Raw genomic sequence first — 18,974 nt, 5'->3', positions numbered from 1 at the left:
GGGCGAAACGAGGTGCGTAATCTACTCGCTGCGGCGCTCAGGCGTGCAGCCCGGTGTCGCCGCACATGGCCCTCAGAACCTGCCGGGCCCCATGCAGGCGCTCGACGGCGATCGGCCGCAAGGCCTCCCTGCAATGGGCCTCCACGGTGGCGACTGCGCCCTGCGCCAACTGCCGGCCGCCGGGGCGCAAGGCCGCGTGGCGTCGCGGGTCCGCGTCGGGGCCGGCCACGCGTTCGGCCAGCCCGGTCTTCTCGAGCAGCACCATCCGGCGGACGAGCGCCGACATCGGCAGGCCCAGGGTGTGCGCGAGGCTGTCCAGGGGCAGGCGGGCGTCGTGCGCGCCCATCAGCAGGTGGAGGAGGGTGAAGTCGCTGAAGTTCAACCCGTGGAACGCGCCAAGGTCTTCGTCGAGCCTCCGGTGGAGCCGGGCGTGGGCTCGGCCCAGGGTCAGGCAGAAGTCGAGTGCGTCGATGTGGTCCGTGGCGTTCATGGGGTGTTGTAGCCCTGCGCGCCGAAGCACTGCAATTCTTCCTGCCAGAGCGCCAGGAGCTTTTCGAGCTCGGCGGCGCGGTCGAAGGCCGGGTCTTCCGGGCGCTCCTTGACCCGGTCGATCACCTCGAAGTCGAAGGCACCGGCGCCATGTGCGAGCCAGTCGGCCTGCAGGGCCTTGTTGCGGTGCGAGCGCAGGTTGAGCTCGAAGCGCGCGCGGTTCATGGCGCCTCCCACGTCGAGGCTGCCGGACACATGGACGCGGCCGTCGGGTCGATGGCGCACGACGAAGACGCCAGCCGGTCGCACGTTGTCCTTGTACTGGCGTGTGAGGGCGCGTCGGGATTCGGTCGAGAGGTTCATGCGCCAAATATTACCCGGGCAAAATTAAATTCGCAATATACCCGGGTAAAAATAAAGCGCTCAACCTTCCCGCAGCCGCCGCCAACCGCGTGAGATGCGCCGGTTGATCGCCCGCACCAGCCGCCAGGGCCGGCTCTGGCGAACGAGCGCGAACACGCCGTCCTTCCATGCCTTCCAGCGCGGGTACCAGCGCGCGAACCAGGGAATGCGCATCAGCGGCCCTTCGACCAGTTGGAAGATCCGCGCAACGAGCGCCGTGCCCACCAGCTTGGCCAGCACCAACACGGTCAGCGCGGTGGCGGCGTGCCCGCTGCCGAACAGGAAGAGCGCCAGCACCTTGACCGGCAGCAGCAACACCACCGGCACGAAGAACGCCAGCAGCGCGCCCCAGGGCGGCAGGCGCCGCAGGCGGTCTTCGAGAGCCGCCCAGAAGGGGAGTCGGGACAGCCGCGCCACGAGCGCGGCCAGCGGCTCCCATCCCCATTCCTCGAACAGCAACAGGGGGACGACGAGGGCCGTGGCAATGACGCGAAGAAGGCCGCGCAGGAAGCGCGCGAGGGAGGTCATGCGCGAAGGGTACGGCAAGGCGCGCCCCGTGGGGCGCGTGCCGTGCGGCCGGTGTGCGCTATTTCTGCTGGGCCGGCACGAAGAACAGGTACTCGCCGCGGCCGAGTTCCGGCGTGACCTCGTAGCCCGCGCACAGGTCGGTCGCGCACTGGATGATGACCACGCGCGGCCAGATCGTCGCCGAGGTCGGGTAGCCCGGCATGTACTGCGGCACGTGCCACACGCCCAGGTCGCCGACCGGCTCGGCGTTGTCGGTGCCTCGTGCGTTCTGCAGGCCGCTGCCCATGGGCAGCCGCTCGACGCGCAGCACGTAGGTGGGCGGCGGAGCGGCCGCCGCGGCCGTTGCCAGGGTCGCCAGGCAACAGGCCGCCGTCCACAAGCGCAGGGTCCTGGTCATCTTGGACTCCTGGCGTTCATTGCGGGTAGACCATCGAGCGCGGCGCGGCCGCCACGTCGCCGACCGACTCGCCCAGCAGGCGGGCGGCGCGAATGGCGGCAACGTCGGTCGGGTCGATGGCCGTGACGGTGGCGCTGGCGACCGGCATCACGCTCACCTCGGAGGCCGGCGTCGCGGGCGCGGCCACCAGTTGCACAGCGGGCGCCGCTTCGGCCATGGGCGCAGGCGGCGCGGGCAACGGTGCCGTCGCAGGCACGGGGCCCGGCAGGGCGACCGGTTCGGGTGGCGCGATGGCGGCCACGGGCTGCTGCACCGGCTGTGGTGCCTGCGCCGCCGGGGCTGGGGGAGCGATCGGCGCCACCGGGGCCGGCGCCAGGGGAGCCACCGGCGCCACGGGGGTCACCGCCACCGGTCGCGGCGCCGAGGGGGGCGCACCTGCGGACGAGGCCTGCGGACCGTAGGCGCTCACGCGCTCGTCCGCGCTCATCGACTGCGGGCACTTGGTGCCCGTCATCTCCAGCGCGGCCTGGGCCGCCGCGTCCATGCAGTCCATGGCGAGCGACGCGGCCTTCATGCCCTTGTTCCAGAGCTCGCGGCTCATCTTCAGGCGCTTGCAATGTTCGTCCGTCCAGGTGGTGCCGAAACTCAATCCGACGCCCGGGCCGTTCGCGCTCGCGCTGGTGCTGCCCATGCAGGTGTCGTTGCTGGTGGTCAGGTTGGGCCCGTTGACCGACGGCACGTTCTTGATCGTGTAGCTGCCCTGGTAGTCGACGGTGCTCGTGGTGGCACCGCTGTTGTTGACGTTCTGCGTGCTGGTCAACGTGGAGTTCACGGTGCCGGGGCTGGTGAACGTCACGGCCTGGTTGTTACCCTGGGCCGACGTGGAGGCCGTGCTGGACGCCCCGTTGTTCGCGCCGCCGTTGTTGGTCGTTTGCGCCATGGTTGCCGCGGACACCGTCAGCAACGCAAAGAGAATCAGCTTCTTCATTTTTCGTCTCCTTTGATGACCGGGGAGGGGCGGGAGCCCCTCCCTATTTCTGGTTCAGCAACCGATGCGCATGCCGCTCAGGGAGCCGATGCGGCTGCGCCGGACAGCGCGACGCCGCCGGTGCCGCCACCGTTGCTGAAGGTCCCTGCATTGCCGAAGTGGAAGTTGGTCACGCCGCTGGAGCCGCCGGTCGAACCCGCGGTGGCGGAAGTCGTGGTGCCGTTGATGAACCCGTTGACCGCGCCGGACGAGGCGTTGAAGCTCGACGTGGTGCCCGAGGTGCGCGTCACCACGGCCAGGCCGCCGCCAGGACCTGCTGCCGTCGCGGCCGTGTTGTTGGTGAGCGAGCCGGCGGTACCGCCTGCATTGCCGCTCACGCCGTTGGCTCCGCCCGCGGCGTAATTGGCGTTGGCCATCGAGCCTGCATTGGCGGAAGCGTTGGCGCCACCCGAAGCCGCAGCGTTGCCCGTGGTCGCGGCCATGCTGGTCACGCTGCCCATGGTGGTCGCGGAACCGTGCGCGGTGGCGCCACCCAGTGCGAAGCCCGGAATGGCGAATGCGCCGCCCGAGGCACCGGCGTTGGCCGCCGAGCTGGAATTGGCCGCGTTGTAGCTCAATGCACTGCCCGTTCCGGAGCTGGCCGCCGACGAACCTGCCGAGCTGGAGGAGCCTGTCGTCGTGCTGGTGGCCGCAATGGCCGAGCTGCCAGTTGCCGAAGCAACGCCGCCAACCAGAACCACAGCGATGGCGATGAGAGTCTTCTTCATGATGCTGCCTCTATAGGTGTGTTGAAACAAACCTGATCAACCGGACCATCCGGCCATCAGCTACCGGTCAGTGCCGCGGAAAAAAGAAGCTTCCGTGACGACCGAGGTGCAGTTTCTGCGTCCACCTGGCGATGAAAAATGCCCCAGGCTGGGTAATGCCAGGCTATGGCGAAAGGAGTGCCTGAAGCGGCTGCGGACGGCCACAAGAAACCGCTTCCCCACGCGGCCAACAATGTAAAAACTACCACTTTCGTTGGACATTTGAGGGTAGTCGCAACAGAATGCAACCGAAGTAATCAAAAAAGCTGGAAGTCAATATTTGAGTAGAAATGAATTAACTTTTGGTCACGAACACGGTGTTCTCGTTGTTACAAAGGGGCTGGAATGGAAAGCGAAATCGACAATTCGTTGACAGACGTCGGAGCCAGGGGAACTAAATACTCCAATCCTGGACAGTTCGGAGGACTGCTCTCGCCGTCCGCCGACACCCTTCCCTGGCCGGACTTTCTGACCGGCCAGCAGACCAAACCAGTGCGCGTTCTGCTGGTCGACGACGACCCCTTCGTGCGGCGCGTCATCGCCCAGGAATTGCTGGGCGACCTGCGCATCCAGCTCGAAGGGCAGGCGGGCACCCTGCGCGAAGGACGGCGCCTGCTGCTGCAGCACGAGTTCGACGTGCTGATGGTGGACATCCGCCTCGGCGACGGCAGCGGATTCGAGCTCATCGAAGAGGCCAAGCGGCACCGCAGCGCGGCCGAGATCATCGTCATCTCGGCGCTCGAAGACGAACCCCAGGTGCTGCATGCCTTCGAGCTCGGCGCCTCGGGCTACCTGGTCAAGAACGCCTGGTTCCAGAGCTATGCGCAGGCCGTGCTGCAGGTGGTCAACGGCGGGGCAGCCATCACGCCGCGGCTGGCGCGCCGGCTGCTCGTGCATCTCGACCACAAGCGCTCGAATGTCAACCCGGTGCGCCCGCCGGACAGCAAGGCGACGTTATCGGCGCGGGAGCGCGAAGTGTTGCGACTTGTAGCCACCGGGTATGTGACCGAAGAGATCGCGCTTCAGCTCACCATCAGCGCACAAACGGTTAACGCACACGTCAAGAACATCTACCGCAAGCTGCACGCCCACACCCGGGCGCAAGCGGTGAGCTTTGCCTCCCACCGCGGTCTTTTGTAGGGCATGAGATGTTCGCGCAGCAGGTCCTTTTCCTACCGCACTTTCTGGAAGACCAGTATGTGTGGCTGTCGATCGGAACCTGGGTTGTCTTGCTGACCTGGCTGCGGCACCGCGCTTCGCGGCGCCGGGTGCTGATGTGGGCCGGCCTGGCCGGAGCGCTGCACCTGACGCCGGTGGCGGCGCAGGTGATCCGGGGCAACGCGGCCATCAACGTCATGGCGCACGACGTGCCGTTCGCGTTCTGGACGCTGCAGGCGGTCAACCTGATGGTGCTGGGCACGATCGTCAGCATCGGCTATTTCTCGCTGCGCCGCGTCGCGCAGGGGCGGCAGGCGCAGGCGGTGATGGCCGAGCGCCGGCGCATCGCCAACGACCTGCACGACGGCGTCGGCTCGCGGCTGCTGGCCCTGCTGGCCAGCCAGGACCCGAAGGCAGCCCACTCCAACGGGCTCTCGATGGCGCTGCAGGCCTGCCTGCTCGAACTGCAGATGACCGTGGACGACCTGGACGACCAGAGCGAAGCCACCGTCTTCGAGCGGCTGGGGCACCTGCGCTACCGGCTGCGGCCCGCGTTCGAACGCATGGGCATCACGCTCGAATGGAACATCGCCTCCGAAAGCCTGGAATGCAGGGTGCGGCCCGACACGGCAACGCAGGTCTGCCGGGTCGCGCAGGAAGCCCTGTCCAACGCGCTGCGCCATTCCCGCGCAACCCACGTGGAGTTGCGCGTCGGCGCGCAGGACCGCGCGCGCTCGCTGGTGCTCGAGGTGCGCGACAACGGCCGCGGCCTGGACGCGCCCGCCGGCGCGCCGGGGAGCCTGGGCAAGGGGCTGCGCAGCATGCGTTCACGGGCCGACGCCATCGGCGGCGAGCTGGCCGTCATCGACATCGAGCCGCACGGCCTGTGCGTGCGGCTGGTGGTGCCGTGCCAGGCCTCGGCGAGCGAGCCGCACAGCGTGCTTCCCGCGACCGAACGCATGCTGTAACACGCACGCCGGGCCACCCGGGCGGGGCGCGGGCGCGCCTATGGCAAACTCCCGCGCTTTGCCAGGGACGCGCTCAAGCATGCAGAAAATCATTCGCCAGCTCGCCGCCGAAATCAAGGTCGGCGAGCATCAGGTGAAGGCCGCCGTCGAACTGCTCGACGGGGGCGCCACGGTTCCATTCATCGCCCGCTACCGCAAGGAAGTCACCGACGGCCTCGACGACGTGCAGCTGCGCGAGCTGGAGGCCCGCCTTTCCTACCTGCGCGAACTCGAAGACCGCCGCGGCGCGGTGATCAAGGCCATCGACGAGCAGGGCAAGCTCACGCCCGAACTGCGCGCCGCGATCGAATTCGCGCCGACCAAGCAGGAACTCGAAGACCTGTACCTGCCGTTCAAGCAGAAGCGCCGCACCAAGGGCCAGATTGCCCGCGAATTCGGCATCGAACCCCTGGCCGACAAGCTGCTGGCCAGCCCCACGCTGGACCCCGCCGCCGAAGCGCAGGCCTTCCTGAAGCCCGCCACCACGCTGGACGACGGCAAGCCGGGCCCCGATTTTTCGACCGTCCCGCTGGTGCTGGACGGTGTCCGCGACATCCTTTCCGAGCGCTGGGCCGAAGACGCGGCGTTGGTGCAGGGCCTGCGCGAGTGGCTCTGGAACGAAGGCCTGCTCAAGTCGAGCCTGATGTCCGGCAAGGACGAGAACAACGCCGACGTCGCCAAGTTCCGCGACTACTTCGAATACGACGAGCCCATCGGCCGCGTACCGTCGCACCGCGCGCTGGCCGTGTTCCGCGGCCGCGCGCTCGACATCCTCGACGCCAAGCTGGTGCTGCCCGTGGAGCCCGAGCCGGGCAAGCCCAGCATCGCCGAAGGCCGCATCGCGCTGCACCTGGGCTGGAGCCATGCCGGGCGCCCGGCCGACGACCTGCTGCGCAAGTGCGTGGCCTGGACCTGGCGCGTGAAGCTGGCTCTGTCGACCGAGCGCGACCTGTTCACCCGCCTGCGCGAAGACGCCGAAAAAGTCGCGATCAAGGTGTTTGCAGACAACCTGCGCGACCTGCTGCTGGCCGCACCGGCCGGCCCGCGCGTGGTGATGGGCCTGGACCCCGGCATCCGCACCGGCGTGAAGGTGGCCGTGGTGGATGCCACCGGCAAGCTGGTCGAGACCGCCACCGTGTTCCCGCACGAGCCGCGCAAGGACTGGGAAGGCTCTCTGCACACGCTGGGCAAGCTGTGCGCCAAGCACGGCGTGAACCTGATCGCCATCGGCAACGGCACCGCCAGCCGCGAAACCGACAAGTTGGCCGCCGACCTCATCAAGCTGCTGGCCAGGATGGCCGAGCAGGCCGGCGCGCCTGAAATGAAGGTCGACAAGGTCGTGGTGAGCGAGGCCGGCGCCTCGGTGTACTCCGCCAGCGAATTCGCCTCGCAGGAAATGCCCGACGTGGACGTGAGCCTGCGCGGCGCTGCGTCCATTGCCCGCCGTTTGCAAGACCCGCTGGCCGAACTCGTGAAGATCGACCCCAAGAGCATCGGCGTGGGCCAGTACCAGCACGACGTGAACCAGAGCGAACTCGCGCGCACCCTGCAGGCCGTGGTCGAAGACTGCGTGAACTCGGTGGGCGTGGACCTGAACACCGCCAGCGTGCCGCTCCTGAGCCGCGTGTCGGGCCTGTCGGGCAGCGTGGCCAAGGCGGTGGTTCGCTGGCGCGAAGCCAACGGCGCGTTCTCCACCCGCAAGCAGCTGCTGGACGTGAGCGGCTTCGGCCCCAAGGCCTTCGAGCAGAGCGCGGGCTTCCTGCGCATCCGCGGCGGCGCCGACCCGCTGGACATCACCGGCGTGCACCCGGAAACCTATCCGCTGGTCGAGCAGATCATCGTGAAGACCGGCAAGCCCATCGCCGAGCTGATGGGCCGCGCCGACATGCTCAAGACCCTGAAGCCCGAGCTGTTCGCCAACGAGAAGTTCGGCGTCATCACGGTCAAGGACATCCTGGGTGAGCTGGAAAAGCCCGGCCGCGACCCGCGCCCCGACTTCAAGGTGGCGCGCTTCAACGACGGCGTGGACGACATCAAGGACCTGGTCGAGGGCATGATCCTCGAGGGCACCGTGAGCAACGTGGCCCAGTTCGGCGCCTTCATCGACCTGGGCGTGCACCAGGACGGCCTGGTCCACGTGAGCCAGCTGAGCCACAAGTTCGTGACCGACGCGCGCGAGGTCGTCAAGACCGGCGACATCGTCAAGGTCAAGGTGATGGAAGTGGACGTGGCGCGCAAGCGCATCGGGCTGTCGATGAAGCTCGATGCGGCCCCGGCACGGCGCGACGGGCCACGCGACAACCGCTTCGAAGGTGCGGGGCGCGGCCAGCAGCAGCAAGGACGGCGCGACAACTCGCCGCAGCCGGCGGGGCAGATGGCCAGCGCGTTTGCGAAGTTGCAGGGCCTTCGTAAGTAGCAAATGCGCAGGAGTGACCCGCCTGATAGACTAGTCATCTAACTAGTTTGATGGAGGTCGCAATGAAAAGCTGGCCCGTTCAGGACGCCAAAGCGCGTTTCAGCGAGTTTCTCGAGGCCTGTCTGGTCGATGGGCCGCAGATGGTCACGAAGCGTGGCACTGAGGCGGCCGTGCTAGTGCCTGCTGCCGAATGGCGGCGATTGCACGCAACGGCCAAGCCTTCGCTCAAGGCGTTGTTGCTTTCCACCGAAGCACGCACCGAATTCCTGGTTCCGCCGCGGGGCGCTGCCCGCAGGCGCCACATCACGCCACTGCGCTGAGGCTGGGATGTACCTGCTGGATACGAATGTCATCTCAGAACTTCGCAGGCCTCGCCCTCATGGCGCAGTCATCGCGTGGCTCTCGCCAATTGCAGACAGCGATCTCCATCTTTCCGCGGTGACGCTGGGGGAAATCCAGGCCGGCATCGAGCTCACGCGCGAACAGGACGCCGCAAAGGCTGACGAAATCGAGCAGTGGGCCGCATTGGTTGCAGCGTCCTACAACGTGTTGCCCATGGACGCGGAAACCTTCAGGCTGTGGGCGAAGCTGATGCATCGCAGTTCGAACACCCTGTACGAGGACGCAATGATTGCCGCCACGGCCAGGCAGCATGCGCTGACCGTGGTAACACGCAACGTGAGCGATTTCGCCGGGTTCGGCGTCGACGTGTTCAACCCCTTCGAGCAAACGCAGGGATGAAAGCCCTGCGCATCTACGCCGGCCCCGCGGCCCGCAAGCACATCGAACAGCACGGCCTGCGCCCGCAGGACGTGCGCACCGTCCCCGGTGCGGCAGGCGGGCCCAAGGGCCTGATCCTCGGGCCGCTCGACCGGTTCATCTTCGGGCGCTGGCTCGCGCGGTCGAGCCAGCCGGTGCACCTGGTGGGCGCCTCCATCGGCGCCTGGCGGCTTTCGACGGCCTGCCTGTCCGACCCCGAGGCGGCGTTCCGGCGCTTCGAGCACGACTATGTGCACCAGCAGTTCGAAGTGCCTTCCGGGCAGAAGCGGCTCAGCCCGCGGCAGCTCAGCGACCAGTTCGCCCAGGGGCTCGAAGACTTCTACGGCGGGCGCATTGCCGAGGTGCTGAACCACCCGCGCTACCGCCTGCACGTGGTGACCTCGCGCGGGCGCCACATCCTCGGGCGCGAGGGCAGGGCGCGCACGCCGGTCGGCTACCTGGGTGCCTTTGCCACCAACAGCCTGCACCGCAAGAGCCTGGGCGCCTGGCTGGAACGCTGCGTGTTCTCCACGCCCGGCGCGGCGCTGCCTTTCGGCACGCGCGACCTGCGCACGCGCCAGCATGCGCTGAGCGAGGCCAACTTCAACATGGTGCTGCAGGCCTCGTGTTCCATTCCGTTCCTGCTGGCGGCGGTGCACGACATTCCGGGCGCGCCGCGCGGCGCCTACTGGGACGGCGGCATCACCGACTACCACCTGCACCTGGACTACCAGCCCGCGGACGAAGGCATCGTGCTGTACCCGCACTTCCAGCAGGCCGTGGTGCCGGGCTGGCTCGACAAGGGCCTGCGCTGGCGCCACAAATCCACCGGCTTCCTCGACCGCATGGTGGTGCTGGCGCCCGACCCCGAGTGGGTGCGCTCGCTGCCCAACGGCAAGCTGCCCGACCGCAAGGACTTCATTCACTTCGCCCACGACGCGCAGGCGCGCATCGCGGCCTGGGACCAGGCCACGCGCGAGGCGCAGCGCCTGTCCGACGAGTTCGAGGGCTGGCTTCAGCGCGACGGCGTGCCCGAACTGCTGCCGCTCTGAGCCGCCACCAGCGGCGCGGCGCAATCGAGGATGTTCACATGCACCTCGTCGCCGAGCCCGAGGTCGGCGCCCGCGGGCAGGCGCGCCGTGCCCAGCGAGCGGGTGTGAACGCCGCCGTTGCGGTAGCGCACGACGGCGTAGGGGGCGGTGCCGCCGCCCGGCGCGCCGCAGTCGCGATCGACGGTGCCGGCCAGGTCGGCGGCCCGGCCCAGCGCCACGACCTGCGCGGCGCGCCAGCCGGCGGAATGATCGAAGGAATGCGCGTCGAAGGCCGTGCAGCCGCCCAGCGCCAGCGCCCACAGCACGGCGGCCCGGCCGGCGGACCTCACGGCAGAGCTCCAGCCGCCGGCCCGATGGCTGCCGTGGCCTGGATCTCGACGCGGTACTCCGAATCGATGAGCTTCGCGCCCACCGTGGCGCGCGCGGGCGCATGGCCCTGGGGCACCCATTCGTCCCACACCGAGTTCATGGCCGCGTAGTCGCCCACGGTGCGCAGGTAGATCGTCACGCTCACCAGGTCTTGCTTGGTCGCGCCCTGGGTGGCGAGCATGTGGTCGATCTGGTGCAGGATCTCGCGCGTCTGCCCCGTGATGTCCAGCGACGGGTTCTCCGCCACCTGGCCCGACAGGTACAGCAGGCGGGCGCTGCCCAGGTCGACGGTCACCATCTCGCTGAAGCGGGGGCCCATTTCGTGGCGAAGGATGTTCATGGCTGTGCCGGTTCTTGTGGTGTGCGGGATGACTCGGCGAGCTGCGCCGGCGCTGCGTTCCACCAGCCGCCGCCCAGGGCCTGGAAGAGGGCGGCCGCGTCCGTCAGCCGCAGCGCGCGTGCCTGCACCAGGTTGAGCTGCGCCTGCTGCTGGGCCTGCTGCGCCACGCGCAGCGACAGCGCGCTGGCGTCGCCCAGCCGCACCTGCGTGCGTGTGCGCGCCAGGCTTTGCGACGCGGTGCGCTCCGCCGTCACGGCGGCCTGCAGCGTGCGCGTGTCGGCGGCGATGGCTTCCAGCGTGTTGGCCACGTCCTGGAACGCGCCCAGCACCGTGGCGCGGTATTGCGCGGCGGCCTGGTCGAACGAGGCGCGCGCGGCGGCCTCCTTGTGCCTGAGCGCGCCGCCGTCGAACACCGGCTGCGTCACGCTGCCCGCCAGCGTCCAGAACAGCGACGACGACTTGAACAGCTGCGACAGCGTGTACGCCGACGAGCCGTAGTTCACGCCCAGCGTCACGTTGGGCAGCCGGGCCGCCACGGCCACGCCGATGGCGGCGCTCGCGGCCTGCAATTGCGCTTCGGCCGCGCGCACGTCGGGCCGGTGCTCCACCAGCGTGGACGGCAGCGTCAGCGGCAGTTCCGCGGGCAGTTGCAAGGCATCGAGCTCGAAATGCGCCGCCACGCCTTCACTGGGGTAGCGGCCCGCCAGCGTGGCGAGCAGGTTGCGCTGCTGCGCCAGTTGCTTGTCCAGCGGCGGCAGCGTGGCCTCGGTGGCGGCCAGCGAGGCCTCCTGCGCATCGACGTCGGCCAGCGCCACCTGGCCCAGCTGCTGCTGCTTGCGGTAGGCCTGCAGCACCTCCTTCTGGTCCGCGACGATGGCCTGCGTGGCGCGCTGCTGGGCGCGCAGCGAAGCCTCGGTGATCGCCGCGGCCACCACGTTGCTGCTCAGCGAGAGCTTCGCGGCCAGGGTCTGAAAGCGCTGCTGCTCGGTCTGCGCCTGCGCGCCCTCGACCTGCCGGCGCGTGGCGCCGAACACGTCGGGCGTGTACGACACGGTCACCTGCGCCGTGTGCAGCGTGTACAGGTTGGCGTTCGACGCCACCGGGCTCGCGACCGCACCGGCCACGCGCTGCCGCGTGGGCGAGTAGCCCACCGCCACGCTGGGCCAGAAGGCGGCGCGGTCGGCGGCCTCGTTCTCCTGCGCCACGCGCAGCGCGGCGTCGACGGCCTCGAGGTTCGGGTTGCCCGCCAGGCTCTGCACGATCAGCGCGTTCAGCGGCTCCGAGCGGAAGGCCTGCCACCACTGGGCCGGCACGTCGAGCTCGGGCGACAGGCGGGGCAGGGGCACGCCCTCGGCCTGCGTGGGCTCGGGGGGCGCAGCGGTGTACCCGCTCGGCAGGTTCAGCGGCGGGCGCACATAGTCGGGCCCGACCGCGCAACCGCCCAGCAGCAGCGCGATGCCTGCGGCGAGGGGTGTCGCAAGGTTTGTGTTCTTCATGGTCTTGTCTCCCGCCTTCTCACCGGTCACGCCGGGAGCGCGCACCCCAGCCCTTGCGCTCGAAGAACCGTTCGAGCGCGAAAAACAGCGTCGGCAAGATGAACAGCGTCAGCAGCGTCGACACCACCAGCCCGCCCACCACCACCGTGGCCAGCCCGCGCTGCACGTCGGTGCCCACGCCGGTGGCCAGTGCGGCAGGCAGCATGCCGACCGAGGCCACCGTGGCCGTCATCAGCACCGGGCGCAGCCGCTCGGCCGCGCCTTCGAGCACCGACGCCTGCAGCGCCAGCCCTTCGCCGCGCACACGGCGGAAGTTCGCCACCATGATGATCCCGTTCTGTATCGACACGCCGAACAGCGCGATGAAGCCCACGGCCGTGGCCACGTTCAGCGTCTCGCCCGCCACGTGCACCGCGATCAGCCCGCCCAGCGTGGCCATCGGCACCACGCCCAGGATCAGCGCCACCTGGCGGATCTTGCCGAACTGGAAGAACAGCAGCACCGCCATGATGCAGACCACGATGGCCAGCGAAATGCCCAGGCGCGACTGCGCGCGCTGCTGGTTCTCGAACTGGCCCGCCCACTGCAGGCGGAACTTCGCCGGGTCGAACTTCACTTCCTTGGCGATCCGGTCCCGGGCTTCGTCGAGGTAGGAGGCCAGGTCGCGGTCGCGGTTGTCCACCCGCACGGTGATCTGCCGCTCGTTCATCTCGTGCGAGATGGTGCTTTCGCCGGTCTGCAGCCGGATGTCGGCCACCTGCGCGAGCGGCACCTTCGCCCCGCTGGAGCTGTTGAGCAGCAGCGCGCCGATGGCCTCGGTGTTGCCCTTGGCGCTCTTGGGCATCTTCACCGACACGTTGTAGGTGCGGTTGCCCGCGTACACCGTGATCACCGGCGCGCCGCCAATGCCGGTCTGGATGAGGTTGGCCACGTCGTTGGCGTTCACCCCGAAGCGCGCCGCCGCCTCGCGGTTCAGCGCGATCACCACCTGCGGAATCGGCGGCTCCTGGAACAGCGACGCCGACGCCGTGCCGCGCACCGTGCCCAGCAGCTCGACGATCTGGTTGCCGATGCGGCGGCTCTCCTTGAGGTCGTCGCCGTAGATGCGCAGCACCAGCGGGCTGTGCGCGCCGCCCACGGCGTCGTTCACGCCGTCGATGATCGGCTGGCTGATGCCCACGTCGAAGCCCGGCATGCGCGCGAAGCGCTCGGTGAGCGTGCGCACGAAGGCGCCCTTGTTCACGCCCGCCGGCCACTCGCTGTAGGGCTTCAGGCCCACGGGCACTTCCATGTGCGAAGGCGTCCATGGGTAGGTGCCGTCGTCGTTGCGGCCCAGCTGCGTCACCACGTACGACACCTCGGGATATTCGAGCAGCACGTGCCGCATCTCGGTCGCCATCTCGCTGGCCTTGTCCAGCGACAGGCCCGAGGGCAGCTGCACCTGCAGCCACAGCGCGCCTTCGTCGATGTCGGGCAAAAACTCGCGCCCGGCCGTGGCGCCGAGCACCACCACCGCGGCCAGCGCCACGGCGCTCAGGGCGTAGGCGATGGACGGCGTGTTCAGCAACCGGCCAAGCACGCGGCGGTACGCCCCCGTGAGCCACACCAGCGGCTTGTTGACGAAGGGCTTGCTCGGCTTGCGAAGCGCCACGTAGGCCAGGCTCGGAATGAGCGTCAGCGCGCACAGCAGGGCGCCCACCAGCGCGTAGCCCACGGTGAAGGCCATCGGCTTGAACAGCTTGCCCTCCGCGCGCTCGAAGGCAAAGAGCGGAAAGTACGCCGTGATGATGATCAGCGTGGCGAAGAAGATCGGCCCCGACACATGGCTCACGGTTTCGAGGATGTTGCCCTCGGTGAGCGTGGCGTTCGGCTCCTCTTCACGCCGGCGAAGAATGGCCTCCATCACCACGATGGCCCCGTCCACGATGATGCCGAAGTCGATCGCGCCCAGCGAAAACAGGTTGGCCGGCATGCGCGTGAAGTGCATCACGATGAACACCGTGACCAGCGACATCGGAATGGCCACGGCGGCCACCACCGCGCTGCGCGGGCTGCCCAGGAAAAGAATGAGCACGAAGCACACCAGCGCCATGCCTTCGAGCACCGTGTGCGTCACCTTGTCGACCGTGAGCTTCACCAGGTCGTCGCGGTCGATGTAGGGCACGATCTTCACACCCATGGGCGCCAGCTCGGCCTGCAGCTCGTCGATCTTCTTATGCACGCCTTCGAGCACGCGCGAAGGGTTTTCGTACTTGAGCATCAGCACGATGCCTTCGATGGTGTCGGGGTTGGTGTCCTTGCCCAGGATGCCGCCGCGCTCCTGGTGGCCGAACTGCAGCCGCCCCAGGTCGCGCACCAGCACCGGCGAGCCGCCGTTCTGCGCCACCACCACCGTGCCCAGGTCGTCCAGCGTGTGGATCTGCCCGATGCCGCGCACCACGTAGCTCTGGTCGCCGCGCGCGATGCGCCCGCCGCCCGCGTTGGCGCTGTTGTTGTTGATGGCCGTGACCACGTCGTTCAGCACCAGCCCGTATTTCTGCAGCCGCGCCGGGTCCAGCTCCAGCTGGAACTCCTTGGTGAAGCCGCCGAAGTTGTTGATGTCCACCACGCCCGCCACCTGCTTGAGCGCGGGAATCACCTTCCAGCGCTGCAGCTCCGACAGCTCCATGAGGTTCTTGGTGTCCGACTCCAGCGTGTAGCGGTAGATCTCGCCCGCCGGCCCCGCGACCGGCCCCAGGCCCGGCTGCGCGCCCGAAGGCAGCGTGACCTGCCCGATGCGCTCGGTCACGCGCTGGCGCGCGAAGTAGTCGTCGGTGCCGTCCTTGAAGCTCAGGTTGATCAGCGACAGCCCGAAGGTGCTGCTCGAGCGGATCGAGGCCAGCCCCGGCGTGTTGCTCAGCGCGCGCTCCAGCGGCGTGGTGATCTGCTGCTCGATCTCTTCCGCGGCCAGGCCGTTGACCTGCGTGGTGACCTGCACCGTCACGTCGCCCAGGTCGGGATAGGCCTCGACCGTCATCTGCGTCCACGACCAGGCGCCGAACAGCAGCAGCGCGATCGACATCGCCCAGGCCAGGTGCCTGCGGCGAAAGAACTGGGTGATGATGAGATTAATCATTCAGCAGCACACCGCCACGCACCACCACGCGCTCGCCCGCGGCCAGGCCGCTGCGGATGCGCACGCTGTCGCCGTCCTCGCGGCCCAGCTCCACCATGCGGCGCACGAAGGTCCAGGGTTCGGCCTCCACGAACACGCTCACGCTGTCGTTGTTCATCAGCAGCGCCGAGGCCGGCACCTGCGCCTGCGCGGCCTGCGGCACGCCGAGCACGGCGGTGGCGTACATGTTGGGCTTGAACAGGCCCTCGGGGTTGGCGAACACGATGCGCGCGCGCGCGCGGCGCGTGTCCGCGTCGAGCACCGCGCTCACGAAGCCCACCTTGCCGCTGAAGCTGCGCCCCGGGTAGGCCGCCAGCGTGACCACCGCGTTCTGCCCCGGCGCCACAGAGCCCACCACGCTCTCGGGCACGTTCACCGTGACCCAGACCGAATCGAGGTTCGACACCGTCATGAGCGCCGCGGTGGCGTCGTTCAGGTTGGCGCCCGCGGCGGCGTTCAGGGCCGTGACCGTGCCGGCCAGCGGCGCAACGATCTTCAGCACCTGCGCGGCCTGCCCGATCTGCGTGTTGACAGCTTCGGCACCCAGGCTGCGCAGGCGCGCCTCGCTGCGGCGCAGCTCGGCGGTCTGCTGCACGACGCTGCTCTGTGCGGCCTCCACGTCCTTGGCCGCGTTGGAGCCGGCCTCGTTCACGCCGCGCGCACGCACCAAGGCGCGCTGCGCCAGGTCGAGCGCGTCGCGCGCCTTTTGCGCATCGGCCACGGCCTGCGCCAGGTCGGGCGCGCTCATGGTGGCCAGCACCTGCCCGCGCTTCACGCTGTCGCCCAGATGCACCTTCAGCTCAAGCAGCTTGCCCGTCAGCGGCGGCAGGATGTTGACGGTGTTGGCCGGGTTGGCCTCCACCGTGGCCGGCAGGCTCACGTCGTGCGGCGAGGTCTGCTGGCCCACCGTGGCCACCAGCAGCCGGTCGCGCAGCGGGGAGCCGGCGGGCACGCTCAGGCGGTTGCCCTGGCGCACGAGCATCGGCGCGGGGGCGGCGGCCACCGCGGTGGCCGCATGGGCCGTGTTGTCGAACGAGTCGACGCACAGGGCCGCGCAGGTCAGCACGCCGAAAAAGATGCGGGCGTTGGTGACCTGGTACAGCGATTTTTTCTTCTTCATCATCTCGGGCTCCATCTCAGGCGAGCGGGTCAGCAGCTGGACAGGCGCGCCGCGCACGGAATGCCTTTGCGTGCCCTCGATCCGCTCCCGTCCCCTGCCGGGGAGGGTAGAAAAAAGTGCCTGAAGAAGCGCCCAAGAAATCCTGAAGATTTCTTCAGGATCGGCCGGTGTGGCGGGTGCGCCCTGTGCTGCATGCCGGCAACGGCCTGCAGTCAGGAAGACGCGGCATGATCCGCGCCATGAGAATTCTGCTGATCGAAGACGACCGCAAGGCCGCGCGGCTGCTCGCGCGCGGGCTGCAGGAAGAGGGCTTCGTTGTCGACGTGGTGCACACGGCCGAAGAGGGCGACGAGGAAGCGTTCGTGGTCGCCTACGACCTCATCGTGCTCGACTGGATGCTGCCCGGCAAGGACGGCCTCACCCTGTGCCGCGACCTGCGCCAGCGCGGCTGCAGGACGCCCGTGCTGATGCTCACCGCCCGCGACGCGCTGAGCGACCGCGTGGCCGGCCTGAACACCGGCGCGGACGACTACCTGACCAAGCCCTTCGCCTTCGACGAACTGTTGGCGCGTGTGCGCGCCTTGCTGCGGCGCTCGGAGATCATGCGGCCCGTGGTGCTGTCGCTGGCCGACCTGAGCCTGGACCCCCTGAGCCAGCGCGTGCTGCGCGGCAGCATGGTGATGGAACTCACGCACAAGGAGTTCGCGATCCTGCAGATATTGCTGCGCCACGTGGGCGAGGTGGTGAGCCGTTCGCGCCTGGCCGAGCAGGTGTGGAAGGACGACCTGATCGCCATCGACAACCTGATCGACGTGCACATCGGCAACCTGCGCCGCAAGGTCGATGCGCCGCCGCACGTGCCGCTGATCCAGACCGTGCGCGGGCGCGGCTTCAGGCTGGCCGTGGCCGACGAGAACGGCGGCGGCCCCGGCAGCACGGCAGTGCATGCTTAGCTTTCGCAAGCGGCTGGCGCTGGCCCACGTCAGCGCGATCGTGGTGGTGATGGCCATCGCCGCCTTCGGCTCGTACCTGGTGTTTGCGCGCAACGTGCACCGCGAGCTCGACGCGGCGCTGCTCGCGCTGGCCGAAACCGAGCTGGGCATGCTGCTGTCGGCCGGCGAGGGCGACACCGTGATCGTGCACGAGGCCCCGCCCGGGCCCGGCGCGCCGTCGTTCGTGCGTCTGGACCGGCTGGTGCAGATCGTCGATGCGCAAGGCCGCGTGCTGGCGCGCAGCGCCAACCTGGGCGAGGCGCAGTTGCCCATTCCCCCGGTGCTGCGCGAGCGGCTCGCCGCAGGCGAGACCGTGTTCGAAACGCTCAACGGCTTCGGCGAGGAGCCCACGCGCATGGTGTCGGTGCCGGTGCCGCAAGTCGCATCGGGCAATGGCACCTTGCTGGCCGTGCAGGTCGCAGGCTCGCTCGACGACGTGAACCGCACCGTGGCCATGGCCAGCGTGCTCTTCGTCATTCTTGGCGGTGCGTTGCTGCTGGCGCTGGGCGCGGCGGGTGCATTGATCACGCGGCGCGCCTTCGGCGCCATCGACGACGTGGTGCTGCAGGCGCACCGCATCGGCGACGCCAACCTCGGGGAGCGGCTGCCGCACCCGGGAACGAACGACGAGATCGGCCGGCTGGTCGACACCCTCAACGCCATGCTGGCGCGCATCGAGCACGGCATGGAGGCGCAGCGGCGCTTCACCTCCGATGCGTCGCACGAGCTGCGCTCGCCGCTGTCGCGCCTGCGCACCGAGCTGGAGCTGGCCCTGCGCCGGCCGCGCGAGCCGGCCGCCTATGTGGAGACGCTGCATTCCTCGCTGGAGGAGGTGGAGTCGCTCACGCTGCTGGTCGAAGAACTGCTGGTGCTGGCCCGGCTCGATGCGGGTCAGGAGCGCGACGCGGTGGAGACCGTGTCGTTGAACGTGCTCGCGGAAGAGGCCGTTCGGCGGCTGGAGCCGATGGCCAGGGAACGGCGGCTGGAGCTGCTGCTGGAGCCCGCACCGCCCGTGGCCGCGCGGGTGGCACGCGGCGCGGCGAGCCTGGCGCTGGCCAACCTGCTGGACAACGCGCTCAAGTTCTCGCCGGCCGGCACCACCGTGCGCGTGAGCCTGCGCGCGGACGTGGAGGCGAACGAGGCCGTCATCAGCGTGTCGGACCGCGGCCCCGGCATTCGCGGCGACGAACTCCCGCACCTGTTCGAGCGCTTCTACCGCGGCGCCACCGCGCGCTCGGACGAGAAGACGCCGGGCCTCGGGTTGGGCCTGGCGCTGTCGCAGGCCGTGGTGCATGCGCACGGCGGGCGCATCGAGGCGGCGAACGAAAGCGGCGGCGGTGCGCGCTTCGACATGCGCTTGCCGCTGGCGCGGTGAGCGTGCTTCGTTGCCGAGAGCGTTTTTTCAGGGTTCTTGTTCAGGGCGACGCTCACGCCGACGATGCGGGAGCGAATGTGGCCTTGTGTGACACGCTGGCGTAGCGCCCAAGACGCCTGCACGCGG

Annotated in this window: 19 protein-coding genes; 8 read left to right on the top strand and 11 right to left on the bottom strand. The window is 69.0% G+C overall.

What is annotated here, in order from left to right:
- Positions 1-37: 37 nt before the first annotated feature.
- The 6 genes from AC0IYU_RS01360 to AC0IYU_RS01335 all read right to left on the bottom strand — a co-directional run bounded on the left by AC0IYU_RS01360 (position 38) and on the right by AC0IYU_RS01335 (position 3,571).
- Entirely contained in the window at positions 38-490 is a 453-nt protein-coding gene (locus AC0IYU_RS01360) for a MarR family winged helix-turn-helix transcriptional regulator (RefSeq protein ID WP_472112130.1), read from the bottom strand.
- Positions 487-852 carry a GIY-YIG nuclease family protein gene (locus AC0IYU_RS01355; protein ID WP_472112127.1) on the bottom strand — a complete coding sequence of 122 codons (366 nt, stop codon included), beginning with the start codon at positions 850-852 and terminating at the stop codon, positions 487-489. Before AC0IYU_RS01355 ends, AC0IYU_RS01360 begins: the two co-directional genes overlap by 4 nt.
- 60 nt (positions 853-912) lie before the next feature.
- Positions 913-1,419, bottom strand: a complete 507-nt coding sequence (locus AC0IYU_RS01350; RefSeq protein WP_472112125.1) for a hypothetical protein — start codon at positions 1,417-1,419, stop codon at positions 913-915.
- Between the two features lie 58 nt (positions 1,420-1,477).
- On the bottom strand, positions 1,478-1,816 hold the full coding sequence (locus AC0IYU_RS01345) for a hypothetical protein (RefSeq protein ID WP_472112122.1): 339 nt from the start codon (positions 1,814-1,816) through the stop codon (positions 1,478-1,480).
- A 16-nt stretch (positions 1,817-1,832) separates the two neighbouring features.
- Positions 1,833-2,804 carry a hypothetical protein gene (locus AC0IYU_RS01340; protein WP_472112119.1) on the bottom strand — a complete coding sequence of 324 codons (972 nt, stop codon included), beginning with the start codon at positions 2,802-2,804 and terminating at the stop codon, positions 1,833-1,835.
- A 77-nt stretch (positions 2,805-2,881) separates the two neighbouring features.
- On the bottom strand, positions 2,882-3,571 hold the full coding sequence (locus AC0IYU_RS01335; RefSeq protein WP_472112116.1) for a hypothetical protein: 690 nt from the start codon (positions 3,569-3,571) through the stop codon (positions 2,882-2,884).
- Between the two features lie 384 nt (positions 3,572-3,955).
- Between AC0IYU_RS01335 and AC0IYU_RS01330 the strand changes: the two genes are divergently transcribed.
- The 6 genes from AC0IYU_RS01330 to AC0IYU_RS01305 all read left to right on the top strand — a co-directional run bounded on the left by AC0IYU_RS01330 (position 3,956) and on the right by AC0IYU_RS01305 (position 10,002).
- Positions 3,956-4,750 (top strand): LuxR C-terminal-related transcriptional regulator, encoded by a 795-nt coding sequence (locus AC0IYU_RS01330; protein WP_435440231.1) that lies wholly within the window; start codon positions 3,956-3,958, stop codon positions 4,748-4,750.
- Positions 4,751-4,839: 89 nt separating this feature from the next.
- Positions 4,840-5,736, top strand: a complete 897-nt coding sequence (locus AC0IYU_RS01325; protein ID WP_472112113.1) for a sensor histidine kinase — start codon at positions 4,840-4,842, stop codon at positions 5,734-5,736.
- 79 nt (positions 5,737-5,815) lie between these two features.
- Positions 5,816-8,191: a Tex family protein gene (locus AC0IYU_RS01320; protein ID WP_472112110.1), complete on the top strand. Its 2,376-nt coding sequence runs from the start codon at positions 5,816-5,818 to the stop codon at positions 8,189-8,191.
- 62 nt (positions 8,192-8,253) lie between these two features.
- On the top strand, positions 8,254-8,511 hold the full coding sequence (locus AC0IYU_RS01315) for a type II toxin-antitoxin system Phd/YefM family antitoxin (RefSeq protein ID WP_472112107.1): 258 nt from the start codon (positions 8,254-8,256) through the stop codon (positions 8,509-8,511).
- Between the two features lie 7 nt (positions 8,512-8,518).
- Positions 8,519-8,932 carry a PIN domain-containing protein gene (locus AC0IYU_RS01310; protein ID WP_472112105.1) on the top strand — a complete coding sequence of 138 codons (414 nt, stop codon included), beginning with the start codon at positions 8,519-8,521 and terminating at the stop codon, positions 8,930-8,932.
- Entirely contained in the window at positions 8,929-10,002 is a 1,074-nt protein-coding gene (locus AC0IYU_RS01305; RefSeq protein WP_472112102.1) for a patatin-like phospholipase domain-containing protein, read from the top strand. The genes AC0IYU_RS01310 and AC0IYU_RS01305 overlap by 4 nt, the downstream gene beginning before the upstream one ends.
- Here AC0IYU_RS01305 and AC0IYU_RS01300 read toward each other — a convergent pair.
- The 5 genes from AC0IYU_RS01300 to AC0IYU_RS01280 are packed head-to-tail and all read right to left on the bottom strand — an operon-like array spanning position 9,966 to position 16,484.
- The gene (locus tag AC0IYU_RS01300; protein WP_472112099.1) at positions 9,966-10,331 is read right to left on the bottom strand and encodes a hypothetical protein; all 366 of its coding nucleotides are present in this window, start codon (positions 10,329-10,331) and stop codon (positions 9,966-9,968) included. The two genes, AC0IYU_RS01305 and AC0IYU_RS01300, sit on opposite strands and share 37 nt — an antisense overlap.
- Positions 10,328-10,711, bottom strand: a complete 384-nt coding sequence (locus AC0IYU_RS01295; RefSeq protein WP_472112095.1) for a RidA family protein — start codon at positions 10,709-10,711, stop codon at positions 10,328-10,330. The genes AC0IYU_RS01300 and AC0IYU_RS01295 overlap by 4 nt, the downstream gene beginning before the upstream one ends.
- The gene (locus tag AC0IYU_RS01290; protein ID WP_472112092.1) at positions 10,708-12,207 is read right to left on the bottom strand and encodes an efflux transporter outer membrane subunit; all 1,500 of its coding nucleotides are present in this window, start codon (positions 12,205-12,207) and stop codon (positions 10,708-10,710) included. Before AC0IYU_RS01290 ends, AC0IYU_RS01295 begins: the two co-directional genes overlap by 4 nt.
- Positions 12,208-12,226: 19 nt before the next feature.
- Positions 12,227-15,322: an efflux RND transporter permease subunit gene (locus AC0IYU_RS01285; protein WP_472112090.1), complete on the bottom strand. Its 3,096-nt coding sequence runs from the start codon at positions 15,320-15,322 to the stop codon at positions 12,227-12,229.
- A complete protein-coding gene (locus AC0IYU_RS01280; RefSeq protein WP_472112087.1) occupies positions 15,315-16,484 on the bottom strand; it encodes an efflux RND transporter periplasmic adaptor subunit in 1,170 nt (389 codons plus the stop codon). The genes AC0IYU_RS01285 and AC0IYU_RS01280 overlap by 8 nt, the downstream gene beginning before the upstream one ends.
- A gap of 236 nt (positions 16,485-16,720) precedes the next feature.
- Here AC0IYU_RS01280 and AC0IYU_RS01275 point away from each other — a divergent pair, with 236 nt between their 5' ends.
- Complete coding sequence (locus tag AC0IYU_RS01275) at positions 16,721-17,434, top strand: response regulator transcription factor (RefSeq protein ID WP_472112084.1); 714 nt, start codon at positions 16,721-16,723, stop codon at positions 17,432-17,434.
- Complete coding sequence (locus AC0IYU_RS01270; RefSeq protein ID WP_472112081.1) at positions 17,427-18,848, top strand: sensor histidine kinase; 1,422 nt, start codon at positions 17,427-17,429, stop codon at positions 18,846-18,848. Before AC0IYU_RS01275 ends, AC0IYU_RS01270 begins: the two co-directional genes overlap by 8 nt.
- Positions 18,849-18,974 lie beyond the last annotated feature (126 nt).

It is taken from the genome of Variovorax sp. AC103, from assembly GCF_979254005.1.
The sequence above is the reverse complement of the archived record's forward strand: the minus strand, read 5'-3'. Positions and strand labels throughout refer to the sequence as shown.

Excerpts from the sequence above, each read along its gene's own strand:
- AC0IYU_RS01360 (WP_472112130.1), bottom strand. The coding sequence starts at position 490 with ATGAACGCCACGGACCACATCGACGCACTCGACTTCTGCCTGACCCTG.
- AC0IYU_RS01355 (WP_472112127.1), bottom strand. The coding sequence starts at position 852 with ATGAACCTCTCGACCGAATCCCGACGCGCCCTCACACGCCAGTACAAG.
- AC0IYU_RS01350 (WP_472112125.1), bottom strand. The coding sequence starts at position 1,419 with ATGACCTCCCTCGCGCGCTTCCTGCGCGGCCTTCTTCGCGTCATTGCC.
- AC0IYU_RS01345 (WP_472112122.1), bottom strand. The coding sequence starts at position 1,816 with ATGACCAGGACCCTGCGCTTGTGGACGGCGGCCTGTTGCCTGGCGACC.
- AC0IYU_RS01340 (WP_472112119.1), bottom strand. The coding sequence starts at position 2,804 with ATGAAGAAGCTGATTCTCTTTGCGTTGCTGACGGTGTCCGCGGCAACC.
- AC0IYU_RS01335 (WP_472112116.1), bottom strand. The coding sequence starts at position 3,571 with ATGAAGAAGACTCTCATCGCCATCGCTGTGGTTCTGGTTGGCGGCGTT.
- AC0IYU_RS01330 (WP_435440231.1), top strand. The coding sequence starts at position 3,956 with ATGGAAAGCGAAATCGACAATTCGTTGACAGACGTCGGAGCCAGGGGA.
- AC0IYU_RS01320 (WP_472112110.1), top strand. The coding sequence starts at position 5,816 with ATGCAGAAAATCATTCGCCAGCTCGCCGCCGAAATCAAGGTCGGCGAG.
- AC0IYU_RS01315 (WP_472112107.1), top strand. The coding sequence starts at position 8,254 with ATGAAAAGCTGGCCCGTTCAGGACGCCAAAGCGCGTTTCAGCGAGTTT.
- AC0IYU_RS01310 (WP_472112105.1), top strand. The coding sequence starts at position 8,519 with ATGTACCTGCTGGATACGAATGTCATCTCAGAACTTCGCAGGCCTCGC.
- AC0IYU_RS01305 (WP_472112102.1), top strand. The coding sequence starts at position 8,929 with ATGAAAGCCCTGCGCATCTACGCCGGCCCCGCGGCCCGCAAGCACATC.
- AC0IYU_RS01295 (WP_472112095.1), bottom strand. The coding sequence starts at position 10,711 with ATGAACATCCTTCGCCACGAAATGGGCCCCCGCTTCAGCGAGATGGTG.
- AC0IYU_RS01290 (WP_472112092.1), bottom strand. The coding sequence starts at position 12,207 with ATGAAGAACACAAACCTTGCGACACCCCTCGCCGCAGGCATCGCGCTG.
- AC0IYU_RS01285 (WP_472112090.1), bottom strand. The coding sequence starts at position 15,322 with ATGATTAATCTCATCATCACCCAGTTCTTTCGCCGCAGGCACCTGGCC.
- AC0IYU_RS01280 (WP_472112087.1), bottom strand. The coding sequence starts at position 16,484 with ATGATGAAGAAGAAAAAATCGCTGTACCAGGTCACCAACGCCCGCATC.
- AC0IYU_RS01275 (WP_472112084.1), top strand. The coding sequence starts at position 16,721 with ATGAGAATTCTGCTGATCGAAGACGACCGCAAGGCCGCGCGGCTGCTC.
- AC0IYU_RS01270 (WP_472112081.1), top strand. The coding sequence starts at position 17,427 with ATGCTTAGCTTTCGCAAGCGGCTGGCGCTGGCCCACGTCAGCGCGATC.